This is a genomic window from Desulfobacterales bacterium, assembly GCA_034003325.1.
Classification (GTDB): Bacteria; Desulfobacterota; Desulfobacteria; order Desulfobacterales; family JAFDDL01; genus JAVEYW01.
On sequence record JAVEYW010000002.1, the window covers coordinates 290,711 to 312,766 of the forward strand.

The 22,056-nt window shown below is 52.9% G+C and carries 15 protein-coding genes; 5 read left to right on the forward strand and 10 right to left on the reverse strand.

What is annotated here, in order from left to right:
- The first annotated feature begins 131 nt into the window (after positions 1–131).
- The 4 genes from RBT11_03325 (at position 132) to RBT11_03340 (ending at position 4,239) form a co-directional block, all read left to right on the forward strand.
- A complete protein-coding gene (locus tag RBT11_03325) occupies positions 132–698 on the forward strand; it encodes a CBS domain-containing protein (protein MDX9785784.1) in 567 nt (188 codons plus the stop codon).
- 782 nt (positions 699–1,480) lie between these two features.
- Positions 1,481–2,680, forward strand: a complete 1,200-nt coding sequence (locus tag RBT11_03330; protein ID MDX9785785.1) for a hemolysin family protein — start codon at positions 1,481–1,483, stop codon at positions 2,678–2,680.
- On the forward strand, positions 2,646–3,380 hold the full coding sequence (locus tag RBT11_03335) for a hypothetical protein (protein ID MDX9785786.1): 735 nt from the start codon (positions 2,646–2,648) through the stop codon (positions 3,378–3,380). The genes RBT11_03330 and RBT11_03335 overlap by 35 nt, the downstream gene beginning before the upstream one ends.
- A gap of 391 nt (positions 3,381–3,771) precedes the next feature.
- Entirely contained in the window at positions 3,772–4,239 is a 468-nt protein-coding gene (locus RBT11_03340) for a CBS domain-containing protein (GenBank protein MDX9785787.1), read from the forward strand.
- 111 nt (positions 4,240–4,350) lie between these two features.
- Here RBT11_03340 and RBT11_03345 read toward each other — a convergent pair whose 3' ends face one another.
- The 9 genes from RBT11_03345 to RBT11_03385 all read right to left on the reverse strand — a co-directional run bounded on the left by RBT11_03345 (position 4,351) and on the right by RBT11_03385 (position 18,350).
- Positions 4,351–5,538, reverse strand: coding sequence for a hybrid sensor histidine kinase/response regulator (locus RBT11_03345; protein ID MDX9785788.1), 1,188 nt, complete (start codon positions 5,536–5,538; stop codon positions 4,351–4,353).
- Positions 5,535–7,838, reverse strand: a complete 2,304-nt coding sequence (locus tag RBT11_03350) for a PAS domain S-box protein (protein ID MDX9785789.1) — start codon at positions 7,836–7,838, stop codon at positions 5,535–5,537. Before RBT11_03350 ends, RBT11_03345 begins: the two co-directional genes overlap by 4 nt.
- A gap of 12 nt (positions 7,839–7,850) precedes the next feature.
- Complete coding sequence (locus RBT11_03355) at positions 7,851–8,717, reverse strand: CoB--CoM heterodisulfide reductase iron-sulfur subunit B family protein (protein ID MDX9785790.1); 867 nt, start codon at positions 8,715–8,717, stop codon at positions 7,851–7,853.
- Positions 8,714–9,292 carry a 4Fe-4S dicluster domain-containing protein gene (locus RBT11_03360; GenBank protein MDX9785791.1) on the reverse strand — a complete coding sequence of 193 codons (579 nt, stop codon included), beginning with the start codon at positions 9,290–9,292 and terminating at the stop codon, positions 8,714–8,716. Before RBT11_03360 ends, RBT11_03355 begins: the two co-directional genes overlap by 4 nt.
- A gap of 97 nt (positions 9,293–9,389) precedes the next feature.
- Positions 9,390–12,824: an FAD-dependent oxidoreductase gene (locus RBT11_03365; protein ID MDX9785792.1), complete on the reverse strand. Its 3,435-nt coding sequence runs from the start codon at positions 12,822–12,824 to the stop codon at positions 9,390–9,392.
- Between the two features lie 75 nt (positions 12,825–12,899).
- The gene (locus RBT11_03370) at positions 12,900–14,048 is read right to left on the reverse strand and encodes a 4Fe-4S dicluster domain-containing protein (GenBank protein ID MDX9785793.1); all 1,149 of its coding nucleotides are present in this window, start codon (positions 14,046–14,048) and stop codon (positions 12,900–12,902) included.
- A 38-nt stretch (positions 14,049–14,086) separates the two neighbouring features.
- The gene (locus RBT11_03375) at positions 14,087–14,509 is read right to left on the reverse strand and encodes a hydrogenase iron-sulfur subunit (protein MDX9785794.1); all 423 of its coding nucleotides are present in this window, start codon (positions 14,507–14,509) and stop codon (positions 14,087–14,089) included.
- A gap of 17 nt (positions 14,510–14,526) precedes the next feature.
- A complete protein-coding gene (locus RBT11_03380) occupies positions 14,527–17,961 on the reverse strand; it encodes an FAD-dependent oxidoreductase (protein ID MDX9785795.1) in 3,435 nt (1,144 codons plus the stop codon).
- Complete coding sequence (locus tag RBT11_03385; protein ID MDX9785796.1) at positions 17,937–18,350, reverse strand: response regulator; 414 nt, start codon at positions 18,348–18,350, stop codon at positions 17,937–17,939. The genes RBT11_03380 and RBT11_03385 overlap by 25 nt, the downstream gene beginning before the upstream one ends.
- Positions 18,351–18,745: 395 nt before the next feature.
- On the opposite strand from RBT11_03385, the gene RBT11_03390 reads away from it, so the two are divergent.
- The gene (locus tag RBT11_03390) at positions 18,746–19,489 is read left to right on the forward strand and encodes a biotin--[acetyl-CoA-carboxylase] ligase (protein ID MDX9785797.1); all 744 of its coding nucleotides are present in this window, start codon (positions 18,746–18,748) and stop codon (positions 19,487–19,489) included.
- 111 nt (positions 19,490–19,600) lie between these two features.
- On the opposite strand, the gene cooS is transcribed toward RBT11_03390, so the two are convergent.
- Positions 19,601–21,571 (reverse strand): anaerobic carbon-monoxide dehydrogenase catalytic subunit, encoded by a 1,971-nt coding sequence (gene cooS / locus RBT11_03395; GenBank protein MDX9785798.1) that lies wholly within the window; start codon positions 21,569–21,571, stop codon positions 19,601–19,603.
- Positions 21,572–22,056: the final 485 nt, after the last annotated feature.

Below are 22,056 nucleotides of genomic sequence, written 5' to 3' on the forward strand. Positions count from 1 at the left end.
TTACACAAGCTAAGCGATTAAATTCAAACCGAAACCCAAACGCAATCGTTGTGGGTTCCATTTCTTTCAGGACACGAAGATATCGGCGGATGTTGGTATCATCGTATTTTTTTCAACAGGAGGATGGATACATGGAAAAAATGAAAGTGCGAGATCTCATGGTTTCGGCAGACAGCTTTCCGAAGATATCTTGCCAAGTCACCTTTTACGAAGCGCTTGCCGCTTTGGAAGATGCCCAGAAAAAATACCTCTCAGGAGAAATTGAACAAAGAATTCTTCTGATTGTGGATAAAGAAGGAAAGGTCATGGGAAAACTTTCTCCCATTGACCTGATTCGCGGGCTGGAAACGAACTATAACAGGGTGAACGCCGAGAAGGTCCTCGACCGCTTCGGGCTTCATTATGTCTGGAAATCCATGCAGGAAGACTATAATCTGTGGGAAAATCCATTCAAGGATCTGTGCCGCAAAGCCGGAGAGGTTCAAGTAAAGGACTTTATCAAGGCGCCGGCCAAAGGACAATCCGTCAACGTGGATGACTCCCTGTCCAAATGCTTTCATCTGTTCGTTATGAATCGACATGACGCGCTGTTCGTTTTTGACCGTGATGAGATTGTCGGGCTGTTGAGGTTCTCAGATTTGTACAGGAAGGCTTCCGCGATCATGAGAGAATGCGGTATTGAAGCAATGCCGCGTTAGAGCAGGACAAAACTTAATGTAATCTTGTGCAATTCACATGAAAATGAAACGGCCGCTCCGATACGTCGGAACGGCCGTTAGGAGGAGAAAATCAGTGGATTGCGCCCAAACAACCCACTGATTAAGGAGGAGAACAGATGATTTTTTATCTGGTTGATTCTTTATAAAGCAATAAAAGTGCCAAAAACGGATAAACAGCGCCTATTGTTTTTTAATAACCGCATAACCACCTGTATATTAGCATATATCAGTCAGATATCGAGATTGATACATTGCGGTGGACATCCGTCACCCCTGTCATTTGGTGTTCTTAATTTTCAATATTTTGAACGCCTATTATTCATAAAAACATTTATTGCATATAAATACAAAATGTTGTGGAATTTTAAGCAATAGTTCAAAATTTTGAACCGAATCACGACAAGCCCGCAATTTTTGTTAACTATTTGTTATTATATGATATTTATAGATTCAATTATATTGAACCATTATGCAATACCGCAAGACAAAGTCAGTTGACCGTATCAAGGGATACGATCAGGGTGTCCGATTTCATCATTCTGACCAAGTTTCATCCGTAGGCCACCATTGAAGTCAAAAACACCTTAGGCGTTGGATGTTTCATTGAATTTACCGGCAGATTCAATTAGTCTTCGTACGATCGGCTTTCATTATGAGTTCATCGTGATTAGAAAGCTGGTCCGGTAATGCCGCCGGAACACCAAAAACGACGCCCGCTGAAGAGCGTGTTCGCCATGCAATATGGAGACATATCAATTCCTATGAAATTATTTTTAAAGACGTCAAATAAAATTTCGGCAACAGCAGTGTTGCTGTTGCTGGCTGTTTCGGCTCGTGCCTTTGGTATAGAAGGCCCACATGAAAAAGGTGTTGAAGGTACCAGCGCTGCGGTTGTGTTGCTGATCACCTATGTGCTGCTGGCCTTGTTCTTTTCATTTCTCTGTTCAGTGGCGGAAGCGGTCCTATTAAGCATTACACCCTCCTATATCGAGGGACAGAAAGAAAAACGACCTAAACGTGCGGCGCTTTTGAAACGACTAAAACAAGAGAATGTGGATCGATCGCTTGCGGCCATTTTGACACTAAACACGATTGCCCATACAGCTGGTGCGATCGGCGCCGGCGCCGAAGCAACCGTTGTATTCGGAAGCGCCTGGTTTGGCCTTTTCTCGGCCGCAATGACACTTATGATCCTTTTTCTTTCCGAAATCGTTCCTAAGACCATTGGTGCCGTTTACTGGTCGAAGCTTGTTGGACCCACTGCGGTTTTTGTTAGTACCCTGATCGTGGCGCTTTATCCCATCGTGTGGATCTCGGAACGGCTGACACAATTTATTTCGAGTGGCAAGACGATGCATATTTTCAGTCGGGAAGAGTTTATCGCCATGACATCGGTTGGTGTGGCCTCCGGTCAGATTCTCATTAAGGAGTCTATGATTATTCGAAACCTGCTCCGATTCGGGTCGCTAAAAGTAGCCGACATCATGACACCGCGTACCGTCATCTCAGCGTTTGCCGAGGATATGAAAATAAGGGATTCATTGAAGCAAGTAATACAAACCCCTTTCTCCCGCCTGCCGCTCTACAGAACGCGTATTGACAATATAACCGGCTTTGTTCTTAAAGACGATGTTCTGATTTTTTCCGCACAGAAGCGAGGGGATGAAACACTAAAAACCCTGAAACGCAGCATACTTGCCGTTCCGGAATCGGTATCGTTGACAGCGTTATTGGAACGATTTCTTAAAGATCGCCAGCATATTGCTATCGTCACCAATGAGCATGGCGGAACAGAGGGCCTGGTAACACTCGAAGATTTAATTGAGACGCTTATGGGCATGGAAATTATGGATGAAACCGACGATGTTGAAGACATGCGAACATTGGCGCGGAAGCAATGGGGGGAACGTGCCAGGGCGATGGGCCTTGAAGCTGATTTCTCGCATTTCAAAAACCCCTAATTGGATAGCTGGAAGGCTTATGAACTTGATAAAGAAAGGCGATTTCGGGACAGTTTCTGAGAAATGCAGCGCGGAGATGCCAATTGCGCCGTCGGAGTGTTTTGTCAACAACGTATATTTGTCGGTTGATGCAGCAACAGCCTGCGAACTGGAACGGCTGCGTTACGAAGAAGGCGTTATTCCCTCTTGTCAATTGGGCTGTTGCCACTGTTGCCAGTATCTTATTCTTACAAACATTGCAGAGGCCCGCACGTTGGCACAATATATTAAACAAAAATTTTCAGCCGAGCAGATAAGCGACCTTCGAATGCGAACACGGCAATGGCATGAATGGGACAATTCTAGGCCGGGAAGGTATCCGGCGGCCAATATCGCCCACCCGGTTGATCTTCTCGGATACAACCCTTGCTGCCCGCTGCTGGTGAACGCTGCCTGCAGCGCGTATCCCGTTAGACCTCTTGTGTGCCGGACGCATTTTGTCTGCTCACAGCCACGCTACTGCGCCTTAGCAAATAATCCGGACTCGACAGAAGCTTCTCCGGTGGTGATCGCTTCCATTGTGACGGCGGCAAGTCCTTTTGCGACAGCCATAAGGGAGCATATTGAAAACGCGGGTCGGGAGTTCTCTCATTCCGTCATGCTTCTTCCGCAATGGTTGGCAATTGAAATGGGCTGGAATACCTTCCAAAGCGCTCCATAACACCATCTGATTCGAATATAAAATTCTTTCGTTTCACATCGTACGCATAACATGCGTAGCCAAACCAATCTTCCAGCCCTGCACGCCGCTGCGGAAGCCGCTCGAAATACCGCCGTGCCAATTGAAGATACCGTGAAAAGTCGTCATTGTCGAAGAGTTGAAAATGCAATTTTACGCTTTTCCCATTGACTATGGGGTTGTGAATGGATAAACAGGCCTTCGACCGGAACACCTGAGGGTTATTAGAATCTCTATCAGAAACATACACGTTTTTGCGTGTATGTTCACTGAAGGTGAAAGATAGTTTTTATGCCTCCCAGCATCCAAGCCTTCCAGCATCCGGCTTTGCCGGATTAGGCAGTTAATAACAACTTGTTTCTTGGAGTGTGAAATGACTGTTTTAGTGAAAGATATCATGGTTCGGCAGTTTGACACCATTCATGAGCGTGTTCCCGTTGAACAAGCCATCCGAATGGTTTTGAACGGCAAAGTCCGTTATACCGGGCATAAAACTGTGAGCCTTATAGTGGTGAATGATCTTCAGCAGATGGTGGGTGTCATTACCATGTTTGATATTCTATACCATTTTCGTCCCGACTTTTTGAATTTCGGCATAGATGGCGCTGATTTGGATTGGAAAGGCCAAATCCAGCTTCTTGTTTCAAAGCTCAAAGAGAAAAGAGTCAACCAGGTTATGAGCGACAACGTCATCGGCGCCACGCCGGAGGAACATTTGATGGTTGTCATTGACCGCATGGTGAAAAACAAATACAGGCGACTGCCGGTGTTGGAGAACCGAAAGCCCGTTGGCGTGGTCTACATTTCCGATATCTATCATCATTTGTTTAAAAATGCCTAATCCGGCAAAGCCGGATGCTGGAATGCTGGAATGCTGGGATGCATAAAAACCATCTCTCACCTTCGGCGAATATACACGCAGAAGCGTGCATGTTTCCGTCCGATCAGGGGCCTAAGCGGATGGAACCCGGTCCGGCGTGGATAAGACTTTTTGAATCGCCGTAGTTCCCGCCTTTGGAATTCGAATGCGAAATGTGGCACCTCGTCCCTTTGACGAAATGACGGTGATGGTGCCGCCATGCTGAGTAATGATGTTGCTGGTGATAAACAAGCCAAAGCCGGTACCCTTGCTTCCCTTGGATGAAAAGAAAAGATCAAAGATTTTTTCACGGGTTTCGCTAGTCATGCCGATACCGGTATCCTGAATTTCCATAATCAGAGTTGCATGTTGCTCCTTCACCCGGAAAATGATTTGGTGGAAGGGTTTGGATGTATCCGATACGCAGGCATCCACGGCATTATCGAAAATATTGATAAGCGCCGTTCGCAAAAAATCCGGATCAAGCGGAAAGGTGTCGGGCGCGCCTTCAAACTCCCGAATCAAGGAAATATTTTTCCCTTTAATTTTGGGCACAATTCCGTCAGCCACATCCTCAATAAAAAGGGGAATGTCCACAATCGTGGATTTTAACTCCCTGTCCTTGACGTAAAATAAAATGTCCAACATTAATTTTTTAATATGTGCCGCCGTTGATTTAACGATATTCAGGCCCTCTTTGCTCTGTTCGGGCCTCGCTTTGGTCAAGCCCGAATCGAGCATGTAAAGGCCGGCATCCATATTGGTCAAAAGCCCCTTCACCCCGTGTGAAATGGAACCGATCATTAGTCCGAGTGATGAGAGCCGGTCCTGAAGTTCAATCTTCTCCCGCACCAGAGCTTCAAGGCTCTCGGTGTATTGTGTTAAGGTTCGTTTGATCAGAATCTTGTCTTGAACGCGTTTCAGGGCTATTTTTAACGCTTCTGTATTGACCGGTTTTGTGACGAAATCCGCAGCTTCATGTTTGAGGCTCTCAATGGCCAGATCCATATCCCCATGCCCTGTGATCATGATCACTTCCGCGTCCGGATTTTCATGTTTCACCGATTTGAGCAGCTCAATGCCGTCCATTCCCGGCATTTTGATATCCGTTAGAACCATAGGCGGCATTTTTTTCTTATACAGCGCAAGTGCTTCACGCCCGTTTTTCGCGCTAAGAACCGTGTAGCCGCAATCCGACAACACAATGGTTAAAACATCCCGAATATCTTCTTCATCGTCGACAAGCAGCAGTTGCCATTTTTCGTTGGGAGGTGTTGTCATGCCGGCCCCCTTTCTTTTTTGCGCTGCATGGCAAAGGGGAAGGCAAGCGTAAACCGTGCCCCTCCCTCGGGGCCAGAGTAGGCGGTTATACTGCCACCGCACTCCTTGACGATGCCATAACTGATGGAAAGCCCCAGGCCTGTTCCCTTTCCCACTTCCTTGGTGGTAAAAAAGGGCTCGAAGATTTTTTCCAGAATCGGCGGCGGAATACCCATTCCAGTATCGCGGACGTCCACGGTCACTTTGCCGTTGGCAACCCGTGTGAATATGGTGATCTGGCTTTCTTCTTCGGGCGGACGGCCCTGAAGCGCCCATTTCTCCTCTATGGCATCCCTGGCATTGACCAGCAGGTTGATGAACACCTGTTCCAGGCGGTCCGGATCAGCAAGAATTTTAGGCACAACCTTTTCAGTATCACAAACAAGCTTAATTCCCTTGACCTTCAATTGCTGGCTGAAGATGTCGACCGCGTTTCGAATTACCTCGTTGATTTGCACCTTTTCCATTTTCATCTCGGATTTTCTGGCAAACTGACGCATATGGGTGATAATTCGAGTGGCTCGATCCACATTTTTATCGGTTTTGGTCAACATAGTGGCAAGAATTTCGGGGGCAATGGTCTCTTGTTTTTCGAGTTTGTCCATACAGAAACTGCTGACGGTTTTAATGACCGACAGGGGCTGGTTCAGCTCATGCGCGATACCGGTGGCCATCTCTCCCAAGGTGGCCATTTTTCCGGCTTGAATCAGTTGCTGTTCCACCTCGAGCCGCTTGGTGATATCGCTGCTGGTGACTAGGAAGACTTTTTGGCCGGAATATTCGGAAGGAGAAATGCGAATATTGACGATCAGGGGGGTACCGGCTTTGTGAATGTTTTTCACCCGGTCAATAGCTTCAGAAGCGTAAATACGCAGGGAGATCGCTTCGCGATCCGCTGCCGGAAATAGCGTTAAAAACGATACCCCGAGTATTTCTTTTTCCGTGTACCCGTATACGGCTTCAACGCTTTTATTGCAGTCGATAATTTTCAGTGAATCCATACTCAGAACGAACACCGGATTGGGAATGTTGTTAAAAATGGCATGATATTTTTTTTCGGATTTATCCAGCGCCATTTCCAATTGTTTTTGGTCCGAGATATCCAGAGAAATTTCCATGGCGGCGACAATTTTGCCGTTATCGTCGGTAATGGGGGTAGTCCGGGTAATCCAATGCTTTGCAGTGCCATCCTTGTCGACGCCGGTTTCCGTGGCGGATTGGGAAATTCCGGTCAAAAAGGTCTGCTCAACCGCGCAGGGAACGCATTTTTCCTGCCGCCCTTTATAGGCCCGATAACAGTAATCCCCCGGTTTCGGTGCGAACTTCAGGCCGAAGGCCTTGTTATAGTTTAAAAGCCGATACTGACGGTCCTGAACGGTGATTAGGCAGGGAACCATTTCAAAGAGCTTTTGATATTCATCCCGTTGTTTATTTAACTTGGCTTGGTGTTTGGCGATTTCATTGCCCATGTGATTGATGGCATGGCCCAATTGCCCCATCTCGTCATCCTGGTGAATGTCGATGCCGACGGCATATCGGCCCTCGGCAATTCGCCGAGTGCCGTCGATCAGTTTTTTGGCGGGTTGATTGACGAATCGCATCAAAAAAAGAAAGATAATAGCTCCCGTGACGAGGAACACGATAAGCGCCAACCCCTTTGCCCAGTTCTCAGCATGCGCGATTTCAATGTCCGTTTGATCAAGAGAGATGACCACATCCAGGGCACCTAGAATTTTCTTGTCCCCGGGATGCACATGACAGGCGCTGGTGGCGCATTCGGGTTCGTTGTCAATGGGGCTGATGATGCCCAGAACCCGGTACCCTTTGGGCGATGAGAAAATTCGTGTTCGTCCGGCCAGATTAACCACCGTTAAGGGCGGTTCCGTGCGGTGGCAGATGTAACATGCCTCATCCTTGATATTGGTGGTGCGGTCCACCTCCTCGGCCACATTGGAAAATTTTATCTGGCCGCCCTTATTATAGATACGAATACTTTCAAATTCTTGCTGCCTGGCGATGTTGTTGATCATCTGATTAATATCGTCGCGGGAGTTTTGCATCATGGCCGAATGTGCGCCAAGCTTGATGGTGTCGGTCAACCAGTCGGCTGTGTGCAAAACGTTTTCCATTAATTTTTCTCTCTGGTATTGAATGTTGAAATGGGACCAGGCGAAAATGATGACAAACAGCGTTCCTCCCACCATAAGGATGAGCTTGGCGGCGAGCCGACGCCGAATATATTGAATAACCGGTTGCATCATTTCACCTGTTTTTCATGCGCTTTTAAGCTTTTCGCGAAAGCTTTCCGTGACGGCCAGGTTTAAATGAAGCCCCAGATCTTTCTCCGTGATCCCCAGAGCCAGTCCGATCAATTGCGACAGATACAGTATTGTGATTTGAAGCGGCTTATCATAATATCTTGAAATCTTATTTTGATAGGCCTCAAGATTCATCTGGCACATGGGGCAGACCGTAAGAATCGCGTCCGCGCCGGTCGCCGCGTTTAAGATTGCTCCCACCAGCGCAATCCCCACGTCGGTTTTGGTGTTCATGTTGGCTGCTCCACAGCATTTTCCCCCCATATCCCAGTGAAAAACGGTGGCGCCCAGCGCTTCGATCAAGGGTTCCATGGACCGGGGCGTTTCCGGATCATCAAAAACGGCAAAGGGGCGAAGGCACTGGCACCCGTAATAAGGGGCGATCACCAGATTCGAAAGGGGCTTTTCGACTCGATCCCGAAAGCATTCCGGCCCGACATCAGTTGAAAGCACATCCAGGAGATGCCGGACCCGGCCGGTACCGTTCCAATGAAGCCCCTCTTCGCCTATCACTGAGTTGATGTGCCGGCGTGTATTATGGTCTTTCAGGCAAGCAGCCGTTTGAAGGTTAAGATAACAAGCACTGCACGGCACGAGAATATCTTCTGCCGCGTCCATCCCTTCGGCCAAGGCCAGGTTCCGTGCGGGAAGGGCCAGCGAAAGAAGATGGCTGGTGGCGTGGGCCGCGCTGGCGCCGCAGCAGGTCCAGTCTGCCAGCGTATGCAATTCGACATCAGCGGCCGTCATGATGGCCCGGACGGATAGATCATACTCCCGCGCCGTTCCTTCCAGGGAGCAACCGGGATAATAGATGTAGTTCATTTTGGTTCCTCCAGTTCTCTTGCTTTGCGAAAGATGGCTTCCAGCCGGAAGGTGCCCTTGGCGGGGGAGCCAATATTAAGCTTGCCCTTGGCCATCAACTTCATTCCCAGCGGCGTAAATTGCAGCGCAAGGACTGGATTTTTCATGGAAATAAGATAGCGGGCCATAAACTCCGTTTCGTGAACCCGGCCGTGTTTGCGAATACTTTCCATGAAGGCTTGATAAAACCGGACACTTCGCCGGTGATTGGCAAGGTCCTGCTGGGCCGCAATTCGCTTGAGGGCGGCCATGGCATCGGTTAAGGGCAATCCCCTCGGGCATCGAAGCGTGCAGTAATAGCAGGCGGAACAGACCATGAAGGTTTGACTTTCAAAAATCGCTTCGGTTTCCCCCGACAATACCATGCGCCACATGGCCCTGGGGGTATAATCCATGGCAAAGGCGTTGGGACAGGAGCCCGTACAGGTGCCGCACTGAATGCAGGCACTCACCATCTCCCGAATCGGTGCCAGCGGATTTGGAACTGGTTGCCCCGAATCCTTTTGCTCAGCGCAATTTACTGCCGTAACCTTCATCGCTATTTCCTTTCTCACGAAGCATTCCCATCCATTCGGCTTTTTTTCTTTTTGCTGGTAAGCCTCCCAGCTTCCCAGCCTTAGAGCCGCCTACCCTTTACCAGCAAGCCGAATCAATAATCTCCAGCATCTGTGTCTTAAAGAACCCTTCTAAAACCGAAGCCCCGTTGGGGCACGCACTGACGCAAGCGCCACATCCCTGGCACATAAGGGGATTAACCTGCACCTGCGCCGGATCTTCGTCGAGGGTTCTGGCGCCATAGGGACAGGCTTCGATACACCGCTCGCACAGCGAGCAAAGGCTGTGACGAACCATCGAGGTAACTTTGCCGGCCGGCAAGTGCTTGCGGGCCAGAAGTCTGAGCGCCCGCTGCGCGGCGGCTTCCGCGGACGCAATGGATTCGGTAATGTTCCGCGGAGAAAGAGCCAGCCCACAGGCAAAAACCCCTTCCTTGAGTGCGTCCACGGGCCGCCATTTGGGTTCCGCTTCCTGAAAAAAGCCGTCCTGATCGCGGTCAATGCCAAAGGCCTGCGCCAGTTCCGGTGAAAGGGTCGGCACAATTCCCGTCGCAAGAATCAAGCGGTCCGCCATTATCTGCACATCCCGCTCGAGGATCGGTTCTCTCACGGTGATTTGAACCCCGTCCGCCAGAGGTTCAACCCGGGGTTTATGATCCCCATCGTATCGAATAAACAGAATACCGGTTTTTCGAGCTTGTGTATAATAGGTTTCGGTGAATCCGGGCGTCATAATATCCCGGTATAAGATGGTGACAACGATGTCCGGTTGCATCTCCTTAAGCCGCAGGGCATGCTTTAACGCGGTGGGGCAGCATATGCGGCTGCAATAATTTCTCGGTTCTTCCCTGGAATCGACACATTGAATCATGACAACTGACCGCAATTGCGCAGGATCCAGTTGCTGCGTGCGAAGCGCTGTTTCCAGCTCTTTTTGGGTAAGGATGAACGCGCTGGTGCCATATCCATAGGCGGTGGTGGCGGCCTCGGTGCCGCCGGTGGCCAGAATCGTGACCCCGTGATGCTGGGTTTGCACCACGCCTTCAGGCCCTTCCAGTGTGGTAACAAATTGTCCCACCTGGCCGAAGGCGCCCATGACGCGGGTGCCGGTCTGCACCGTGATGTGAGGATGGGCTTGCACCCTTGCCAGCGTTTCCTGCAACAGCGGCGCAACGGCATGCCCGTCCAACGTATGATGCAGCCATTTCATGTTGCCGCCCAGAGAATCGCTTTTTTCCACCAGAGCCACCTGAAACCCGTGATCTGCCAGTCCGATCGCCGCGTGCATGCCGGCAATGCCGCCCCCCACCACCAGCGCGGATTGTTCAATGTCCCCACCGGCAACCGGTCCGGGAGTAACCCGCTTGAGCGCTGCGATTCCGGTTTCCATCGTATGCAATAGGGCGGCTATGCTCACCGCCGGCTGCGTGGTTTCGGACATCAGAAAAGGGGGGCGGAAATCCGCCACGGTCATCAAATCAGCGGATAGCCCCGTTTCCCGGGCCAATTCGCGCAGCCCGGCATGATGGGCGTAGGGCGTACAGGCGCCGATCAGCAGCCGGTTGGCGCCGGCGTCTTTCAGCAGACGCGCCACCTGCCCGCCGCCATCCTGGCCACAGAGTTGCTCGATCCCTTCGACTTGCTGCACGGCCGGATCCAACAACAGGCGGGGGGCGATGGCGGCCACATCCGCTTTGGACAAGCATTTTCCGCCACAGGTGCAAAGGACGGCCAGGATTCGGGGCGGCTCTTTGGCGACATCCCTTTCTTCCGGGCCGGCCGGAGCTTCCAACGCCAGGGAACCGCCGGCGCCGTGAAGGATTCGGGAAGCACCCAGGGCGGCGGCGGACGCCTGAATGACTGCATCCTGAATATCCGTTAACCCTGAAAAAGCGCCACCGATGAAAATTCCTTCCCGGCCGGTTCGGCTCAAGGAAAAGGCTTCTGTTTCCGCAAACCCCCAACGGTTGCGGCCGATTCCCGTCATTTCGGCCAGGGCCTCGATACCCGGCGCCGGCCGCTGCCCCACGGAGAGAATCACCATATCCCAGCGCGTCTCGTGAAGCGCGCCGTTTTCATCCGCGTATCGCAGCAATAGATCCCCGCTCCCCTTAGCGGCCGGTGCCACGGAATGAATACGAACCCGTTCAAAGCGAACACCGTAAAGCGCTTCGGCGCTTTCCCGATACCGTTGAAAGGATTTTCCGGCGGTGCGCATGTCCATATAAAAGATGGCGGCTTCGAAATTTCCGGCGGCTTTTTGCTTTGCCATCACGGCCTCCTTGATGGCATGCATGCAGCAAACGCCGGAACAAAAATCCGCGTCCAATTGAAGGTCCCGGGAGCCCACGCACTGAATCCAGGCGGCCCTGGAAACGGGCTTTCCATCCGATGGCCGCACCGGGCAGCCCCGGGAAGGCCCCGTGCCGCTCAACATTCGTTCAAACGCCAAGCTGGTCACCACATTGGGATACACCCCGTACCCGAAAGTGTTTATTCCGGTCGAGGGATCAAAAAACGCCGTGCCGCCGCACAGCACCACCGCGCCCACAGTGACCCGCCGCGCCCGGGCCATCTCAAATTCATGGTAAACCCCTGTGACCATGGGAATCAGCTTGTCCGGTTCAAAGGGCTTGATCAGGTAGTCGGAAGCGCCTATTTTCATGGCTTCCACTGCGGTTTCCACCGTGGCATAGGCGGTCATCAGGATCACGGTGAGTTCCGGGAAGAGCTCCCGGGCCTTTTGCAGCAATTCCACGCCATCCATGCCCGGCATTTTGATATCCGTGAGCATCAGGTGTATCGGCGGCCCCTCGGCAAGACACGCCAGCGCCTCTGCGCCCGAGGCGACGCTGATGACAGAAAATCCCTCCTCTTCTTGCAGCCACGCCTTAAGCGATTCGCGCACGATCAATTCATCGTCCACCACCAGAATTCTGAACCTTTGCCGATCCAACGCCTGAAGCTGAATGGCACCAGTGGGGCAGACCGGCACGCATTGGCCGCAACCGGTGCAGGCCGCCGCATCGATTTGGTAGGTATGGGGAAGGATCAGCGGGGCTGGCAGGAAAACCGCTTTTCGCAAGGTCAAACCGGCATTGAAGGTGTCCGGCACGGCCACCGGGCAAACCTCGGTGCAAAGACCACACCCCATACATTTGGCCGGATCGATTCCGCGTGCCTTTTCCCGCAGGGTCACCTGAAAATTTCCCGGTTCTCCGGACACGGCAACCAGTTCGGTGGACAGCAGGATTTCAATATTTTCATGAGAAAGCCCTTTTCGCAGGCAATGCTGAGAGGCGGCATTCCGATTCACCAGGGGAAGCATTTTGCACATGCCGCAATGATTCGAGGGAAACTGATAATCGAGCTGGGAAAGAATGCCTCCCAGATGCGCCGCCCGGTCAATCAGGGTCACCCCGTATCCAAATTCCGCCAGATCGAGAGCGGCCCGAATGCCGCTGATGCCCGCGCCCACCACCATGGCCGTGCCGGCTTTACGATAAGGATTCATAGCGTTCCTCCGGGGTCCTTAAGTTCATCGAGTTTCTTTGGGTTAGCGGCCTTTTCCGGCGATGAAAGCAATGCTTCAACGGACCGGTTCCATTCCCACCACCTCCTGAAACTCATCCTCCCGAAAACCGGACAAGGGCGGGGGATCATCAACGGATTTCCCCGCCGAATAGTCAAAAGCCCGTTGCGTGTCATGTGCCACCAGGCGAAACAGCTCCATCACCGCAATGTCATTGGGGCAGGCGTTGGAACACTGACCGCACCCCACGCAGGCTGTACTCATGTGAGCAAGCCGCGTGATATGATAAAAGAGTGTGTCCGTGGGCATCTTGATCGCGCCTTTTCGCTCGGACCATTTGAGATATTGAAACGGCTCATGGTCAAAGGCGCCCGTCACAAACACGCATTCCTTGCAATAGCAGACCGGGCAGGCGACCCGGCAGTTGTAACAGTTTACGCAGGCGGCAAAATATCGTTCCAGTTTTTCCACCGTGTTCACGGCCGCGGCGGTATCGGCGAACATGCGGTCCCGAAAATCGATCCGCCGGGCAATGAAGGCCTCAACGGCCGCCGCGCGGGACGCCGGGAGTGGTGCGGCGGGCAGCCCGATGGCGCAGAGAACGGCCTCTCCGGCTTCGGATTGGGCCGTTACCGGAAGACCGTTTTGGGTTTCCACGCCCAGCAACGAAATAGCCAGGTCGGCTTGCGCCGGGACGGGGTGCTCGCATGCGCGGCAAGCCGGTGATAGGTCGAGGCCTTCCGGCAATGATGTGCCTGAAAGCAGGGTGCTGCAAAACGCATCGTCGGATTCGAGCACTTGATGCTGAACGATATGGGCGGACTCCCGGTTGGAAAACGCACCCGGGCAATCGATCCCGATGAGCACCAGCTCCTCGGTGCGAGCCTGTTTCAACTTCACCAGCTCAACAAAGGCCCGAATTTCGCAAGGTCGCAGAAATGCCGCGATTTTCCCCCCCATGGGTTTTCGGGTGAGCCGGGCCGCCATTCGGGCGGCATTGAGGGGGAATACCGGCGATAGGGGGGCGGCGTGCGCCATCGCCGCCGCATCCGTCACCAGGGTCGGCATCACCGCATGGTTGACGGGCAGGCGCAGCGGCACCAGAAGCGCGCGAATATCCGATAACGCCAAAACGGATCGGAAAAAGGCCTGAAGCGAGGACGTCAGCCCTTGGGGATTCACCGGGATGGTTGCCGTGGTTGTCATGAGCTTCCTCCATTTGCGCAACGCCATTAAGAATAACGCTATATGGCCATCTTCCGGCCGGCATCATTGGGCCCCAACGCCCGAATCTGATTCACCAGGGAATGCATAATCTCGGCAAATTGAATGCCGTCACTGGCCCCGATCCAGGTCAGCCGAAGCCGCTCCGGTTCAAACCCGAACCGGGGCAACATCTCTTTGAGCAGCTTGATTCGTCGTCTCGCTTTAAAGTTGCCGTTGATGTAATGGCAGTCACCGGGATGGCACCCGCTGACAAGAACGCCGTCCGCTCCCTCCAGCAAGGCCTTGATCACGTACTGTGAATCGACCATGCCGGTGCACATCACCCGAATCAGCCGGACGTTTTGCGGATAGATCAGACGCGAAGTTCCCGCCAGGTCGGCGGCGGTGTAAGTGCACCAGTTGCAGACAAAGGCCACGATTTTCGGTTCAAAGTCTTCCATGCCTCCTCCTTCGTTTTCTACATTCCCACAGCGGTCAGGGCATTCATGATGCCGTCAAATTCGGCAAAAATCTGTTTTTTCCGGAAATGGGCCACCTGGGCCGCTCCGCTCGGGCAAAACCCCGAACAACTGCCGCATCCCTTGCAAAGTGCCGGGTTAACAACGGAAACCCCTTGCCGTGCATCAAACTCAATGGCGCCATAGGGGCACAAACCGATACAGATTTGGCACCCAGCGCAGATATTCGGGTCGATGGAAGAGATGGTGGAGGGCACCTCCACCCGGCCCCGAACCACCAGGGAAAGGGCTTTGGCCGCAGCGCCCGAGGCCTGCGCTACGGTGTCCGGAATGTCCTTTGGCCCCTGGCAGGTGCCGGCAAGAAAGACGCCGTCCGTGGCCGTATTCAGTGGCCCCAGCTTGGGATGTTCTTCCAGGAAAAAACCGTCGGCCCCCTGATTGACGCCGAAGAGTCGCCCCACCTCGGCCGCACTCTTGCGTGCTTCCATGGCCGCGCACAGTACCACCATATCCACGGGCAGGCGCAACCGGCGGCCCAGTAGCGTATCTTCGGCGATCACCATCAGCTTTCCCGTTTCCTCCGGGCACAAGGGCCGATCGGTAATTTCCGCCGCTTTTCCGCGAATAAATTGCGTGCCTTCCTCCTGGCAGCGCCTGAAAAATTCTTCGTAGCCTTTGCCGTAACACCGCTGGTCAATATAAAAATCATACACGGCGGTGTTATGGCCCACCTTTTCCTTGATAATGTGGGTATATTTAAGCGCGTACATGCAGCAGACCCGTGAGCAGTATTCATGGTAATGGACATCCCGGCTGCCGATGCAATGAAGAATGGCCACACTTTGCGGGGTTCGGGTAAACTCGCCGCTTTGATCCCGTATCAGGATTTTTCCGCCCGTGGGGCCGGTGGCGTTGCTGAGCCGCTCGAATTCAAGACTCGTAAACACATTCGGGTATCTGCCATAGCCGAATTGTTTCATGGGGGTGGGATCCATCAGGTCAAAGCCCGTTGCCAGAATAATGGCCCCCACTTTCACGTCCCGGTCCTCCCCGGTCATGCGGTGATCGATGGCTTTGGCCTCGCAGGCCGTAACACATGCCATGCATTCGCTGCAAATACCGCAGTTGAGGCACCGCAGGGCCTCTTGCCGGGCCGATGCCGCGTCAAACCCCAAATCCGCCTCGGCAAAGGATCGGGTGCTTTCAATCGAAGGCAGGTGTTGGGGTTCGGCCCGAGGCGAAAGGGGGGTGTTTTCCGGAATCTCCCGCCATTGGGGGGCGGGTTGACTATCCGCTTTAACGGTTTCAACGGTCGATGCGCCGGAATCCTCTTCAGAGAGAAACCGGTGAATAGCATCCACGGCCTTGTGTGCCGCTCCCACGGCTTCGATAACCGTGGCCGGACCGCTGACCAAATCCCCGGCGGCAAATACATGCGGAAGAGGGGTCCGTTGCGTGGCGGTATCCGCAACTAAGGCACCGCGGGATGTCCATTGCAGACCCGTTATTTCCGTTGCCCAGCCGGTCTCGATTTTCTGGCCGATGGCCGGAATGAGCGCATCGCAGTCCATGATGAAGTGAGAACCTTCTACCGGAACGGGCCGGCGGCGGCCACTCTCATCCGGCGGCCCCAGTTCCGTCCGAATGCATTTTAGGCCGATGATGCCGTTTTCGTCTGAAACGATTCCAACCGGCACCGTCAAATAGGAAAATGCGATCCCTTCGGCCAGGGCCCCCGCAATCTCTTCCGCATAGGCCGGCATCTCGCTTTCGCTTCGCCGGTAGACCACGGTCACCGACTCCGATCCCAGGCGACGGGCCACACGGGCCGCGTCAATCGCCACATTCCCGCCACCGATGACCGCCACTTGTCGGCCCGGCACCTTCCGACGGCCCAAGTTAACCTCCCTGAGAAAGGTCAGGGCATCGATCACGCCCCGGGTCAAATCCTCTCCGGGAATACCGAGCCGAAGCGCACCGTGAGCGCCGATTCCCAAAAAGACGGCGGCAAACCCCTCCGCTTCAAGATCCGCAAGGGTTACATCCTCACCAAACCGGATATCGAGACGGGTATCGATGCCAAGGCCGAGAATGTGATCGATTTCACGGTCCAGTACGTTCTGGGGAAGCCGGTAATCCGGAATGCCCACCCGCAGCATACCACCCAGCCGGTCAAGGGCGTCAAAGATCGTAATTTGATACCCCTTTAAGCGCAGGTAGTAGGCCGCGGTCAGGCCGGCGGGCCCGCCCCCTATCACCGCCACCTTCTCGGACCGCTCTTCAATGGATGGCCGGGGCAGGGCGGCCAAATCCACCGCATCGGCGGCAAACCGCTTCAGATTTCGAATGGACACCGCGGCATCCACCTCTGCCCGGCGGCACGCGGCTTCACACGGGTGCGGGCACACGCGGCCCAGCACGCCCGGCAGGGGCAGGCGCTCCAGAATCAGTTGCACCGCTTCGGCGTATTTTCCCTGGCCGATCAACTGAACATAGCCCTGAATGTTGACGCCGCCGGGACACGCCGCAATGCAGGGCGCGCGATCCTTTTTGTCGATACAAAAGGTAATGGGCACGGCCTGGGGAAAGGGTTTGTAAATGGCTTTTCGCCGGTTCAACCCTTCGTCCCATTCGCTCGGCAGGGAAACCGGACACACCTGTGCGCATTCCCCGCATCCCGTGCAGACGCCCTCTTTGATATAACGGGGCTTTTTATGCACCTGCACCGTAAAGTTGCCGATAAAGCCTGAAACCGATGTCACCTCCGAATAGGATAATAGTTCGATATTGGGTTCCTGCGCCACCGACACCATTTTGGGGGTGCCGATACAGGCCGCGCAATCCAGCGTCGGAAAGGTTTTGTCGAACTGCAGCATGTGACCGCCGATGGTGGGGCTTTTTTCCACCAGATAGACTTTGTGGCCAGAAGCGCCGATATCCAGCGCCGCCTGCATGCCCGCAATCCCGGCGCCCACCACCATAATATCCGGATGCACGCGGACTTCCCGCGAGGAGAGTTTCTCATGAAAATTGATTCGGTTAACCGCCCCTGCCACAAGGGTTTTGGCTTTATCGGTGGCAACGGCGTCATCGGATGTGACCCAGGAGACCTGCTCCCGAATGGATGCCATTTGAAATAGATAGGGGTTCAATCCCGCCCGGCGACAGACCCCCTGAAAGGTCTTTTCATGAAGCCTCGGGGAACAGGAAGCCACCACCACCCGATTCAGTCCATATGCCAAAATATCTTTTTCAATCATCTCCTGGCCTGGATCGGAGCACATGAATTTATAATCCCGGGCCACGACCACGTTCATCAGTTGGCGGGCAAACGCGGTCACCTCCGCCACCCGGACCCGGTGGGCGATGTTGATGCCGCAGTGGCAGATATAGCACCCGATGGCGATGGTCATTTTGGCCTCCTTTTCGTCCATTTACACACCTGCCCGAGCAACTTGTCCGTTTCGATGGGTTTTTCCAGAAAGGCCTCCGGTTGCGGTACAGTCCAGCCCCATGCCTTTCCCTGAAGTTGCAGATAGGTCAACAACCGGGCCGGATCAATGGCGGAAAGCATCAGCACCGGCACCTTCCTGAGCTGCCCATGCTGTTTTAAAAACCGGTAGATATGAATGCTTCCATCCCCACGCATCATCATGTCGAGAATGATCAGCGCCGGAGACTCGCTTCCGGCCAGATGAATACCACCGGCTTCATCCTCGGCGTCCAGTGTGGAAAAACCTTTCCGCTGAAGCAAATTGGAAAGAAAAAGCCTCGTCTCCAGCTCGTCGCACACGATCAAAATTTTAGGCGATTGTTTCGGCACCGGTTCTTTTTCCCCCGCCATGGCTTCAGATGGTTGCCATCATCCTGTGGAAAAAGAAATAGCATGAATTGTGCCAAAAATGGGGACATGATGGCATCGCATTGTTTTACAGTGGGTTAGTTGCCAACAAGGGGAATGTCGGGAAGGTGCAAAACCTACGAACGTTTCAAAGTATGAAACATGTTTCCAGCCAATATTATCATAATATATTATTAAAACGGTTTGTTAGGTCTGAAACAGTATGAAACGATACAATTCTGAAACAACCCTGTATCGATGCTGTACCGATGCTGTTGCTTTTTTCAGGGTCCCCGCTTAACATGAACCCTTCATGATAACTTAAACCGTTTAACACCATTCCGATGCCGTGACAGCGGGTAGGAGTAAACAGAAAGATGGCGCTCTATAGAATACCGGGCAGGGAGAATGCGATTCACTATTTTCCGGAAATTGAATCCACCATGGATGAAGCACGGAACATGGCGCAAAAAGGATGCCCGGCGTTTACGGTTGTGGTGGCCGAGCAGCAGAGAAAAGGTCGCGGCCGAATGGACCGACAGTGGGTTTCCACCAAGGGCGGACTTTATTTTACGCTCGTGCTGCGCCCGGATATCAACCCCGCTGACTGCGGCCGGGTTAATTTTCTTGTTTCGGTCGTACTGGCGAACCTGTTGCGGAAGGAGTATCATATCGATGCCGGGGTTAAATGGCCCAATGATATTTTGGTCGACGGAAAAAAAATAGCCGGCATGCTCTCGGAAATGGCTACAGACGGGCACAGGGTTCAATACCTCAACATCGGGATCGGCCTGAATGTCAATAACGACCCCTGCCGGGTTGAACCGAACGCCACCACCATGAAAATGCTCCTCGGCGAAAGGGTTCGACGAACAACACTGCTTGGCCGGTTTCTGAATTTGCTGGAAGAAGCCATGGTCCAAATGACCTGGGAACAGACCCTTGCCGCTTGGCGGAACCTCACCGTCACGTTAGGTCGGCCGGTCCGCGTGGTGACGACCCGTGAGATTGTGGAAGGCACGGCGATGAATGTGGACGACACGGGCGCCCTGATTCTGAAGACAACGGCCGGCACCACCCAAAAAATTATTTATGGCGATTGTTTCATCAATCCGTCATGAAATCGCCTGCCCCCGACATTTTTTACCGCTTGAATATGAGAGGGGCCCTGACGGACCCCTCTTAATTAGTTGCCGGTTATCACGGCTATGTTGTTAACGGCAGCGTCCGACTCAGGACACTTCCATCTGACGCCGGTCGGCCATATCCATCAGCACGCGCTCGCGGGCCTTATCAATGCCGAGCGCTTTTCGTTTTTTATCGATATGAGCGATCATCATTTGAGCCATTTCATAGGGATCAATGGCAAAGCCCCACTTACCGCACCCCATCCCCTCAAGATCTTCAAACAGATGGTTATGGAACTTGGTACCCTCAACGGTCGGAAACGTCACGCCAAATACCGTGTATACGCCGGAAGCCACAAAATAGTGACCAATGGAAATCGCTTTTTCACTCATGTACTCGGGCGCAGCCCCTGCCACCGGCAAATCGGCAATGGAATTGCCCAAGCCGCCCTCGTTCACCATCTCGGTACAAGCAATGAGAATGCGGCTGTTATCCACACAAGATCCGAGGCCCAGCACCGGCGGCATTCCCACGGTTTCACAGACTTCGCGGAGTCCAGGTCCGGCCAGGCAGGATGCTTCAGGACTGGTAAGCCCGGCTTTGGCCAAAGCAACCTGTGAACAACCGGTTTGTACCACCAGAACATCATTCTTGATAAGTTCCTTGACCAGCTCCACATGGACCCAATCCTGTTTTACGCGTGGATTCGTGCAACCGACGACACCGGCAACCCCCCGGATTCGGCCATTGATGATGTTGTCGTTCAGCGGTCGGTAGGAGGCGCGGAAGGAGCCGCCCAACATGTAATTGATATATTCGTGGGAAAATCCGTGAACCCCGGTGTTGATAATCTTGGGGATTTCAATCGGGGCTGTCCGATTCTTGAACCGCGTAATGGCGCGGATAACAATCTCATCCGTGCAGCCCTTGGGATCATGCTCATGAAATTCGATATGCTCAACGCCCGTAATGTGACATCGCGGGTTGGTGGTGAAAAGCTTGGTTCCGTAACAGTCGGCCACCTTGGCCAGCCCTTGCTTGATACATTGAACGTCCACGGCCATGGCGTCCACCGCGCCCGTAATCAGCACCGCTTCGGTTGACATGAAGTTGCCCGCATGGGGAATACCGTGCCGGACCAGCATTTCAGCACCACTACAGCACATCCCCACGAGATTGATGCCTTTGGCGCCGGCATCTTTTGCTGCTTTCACGAGAGTGGGTTCATGGACCGATTCCAGAACCGATTCAAACAGGTTGGGCTCATGGCCGTGAATAATGATATTCACCTGGTCTTCCTTGAGAACGCCCATATTGACTTCAACCGCGACCGGTGAGGGGGTTCCGAAAAGAATATCGGAAATCTCGGTGGCTACCATTGAGCCACCCCATCCGTCGGATAAAGCCGTTCGGCTGCACTGCTTCACGATATTTTTATAGTCCTGGTCCACCCCCATATGGGTCCGGTGCATGATCTCCATAATTTCGCGCATGGCCCCCCTGGGAACGATTCCGAGTTTGCGCCACGTTTCGAGGGTTTTTGCGGGCACCCGCTTGGCAAAGGGAATCTCTCCTTCCACCTGGGTATAGGTCCGCTCCAACTCTTTGTACAATTCCTCGGCGATTTGCTGAACGCTTTTCCCTTCCGTCTCAATCCCGATGGACTGGGCCACCGATTCGAGTTTGCCGATATCCTTGATTTTGTAATCCTTGATATTGCCGTTTACCACTTCCCGGAACAGATCCAGCATGGACATGCCGTGGTCTGTATGGGCGGCGGCGCCGGAGGCCACCATGCGTGCAAAATTTCGAGCCCCGATCGTATCAATGTCCGCACCGCAAATGCCCACCTTGCTGTAAGGGTCCTTGGAATTCAGGCGACAAGGCCCCATAAAACAGTGCTTGCAACATGCGGAATCCGCACCAATAGGACAGGCTTTCATACTTGCGGCTCGGTCAAAGGCGGTTTCAACCCCGTCACGGCGCGCTTTTTCCAGCATCTGACCCGTTGCGCTGCAAATGGTGACATCTTTAATGTCGAACTGTTTTTTCCCTGCGTCCTTTTCTTTTTCCATGTTTTTTTCCCTTCTTGGAGAGGCTTTATACCGGCGTTTCAGCACCAAAAGGCGCAGTCGTTGCCCATTATCATCGGGGGGGGGCCTAGTTCCTGCGCCACCAGCAGTTTTCATAACTGCGATTTGATAGGTGTCATATCAGAAAAACCCGTATTAAAGAAGCCTATTGGTTAGGATGGTGCTTAAGAAATTTTAGTTTTTCAATAAGTTATACACTTTTGATAATAATTACCATTAAAAATAATTAAATTATGATTAAAAGTCAAGACCAATTTTCAAAAAACAAAGCGGAATCAACAGCGCCGGGCGTTTAGACCATTGAACCTTGACTTAATAAATCTGAAGCGCTTATTCTAAATGAATCATTGTCCGGTATAACTTCGGCAATAAGGCGTCTTGTTGCTTGTTACAAGGGGAACAAGGCCCATTATGCCATATCAGCCGCCTTATTCAAAAGGACATAGGGCATAACCACCAACATTTAT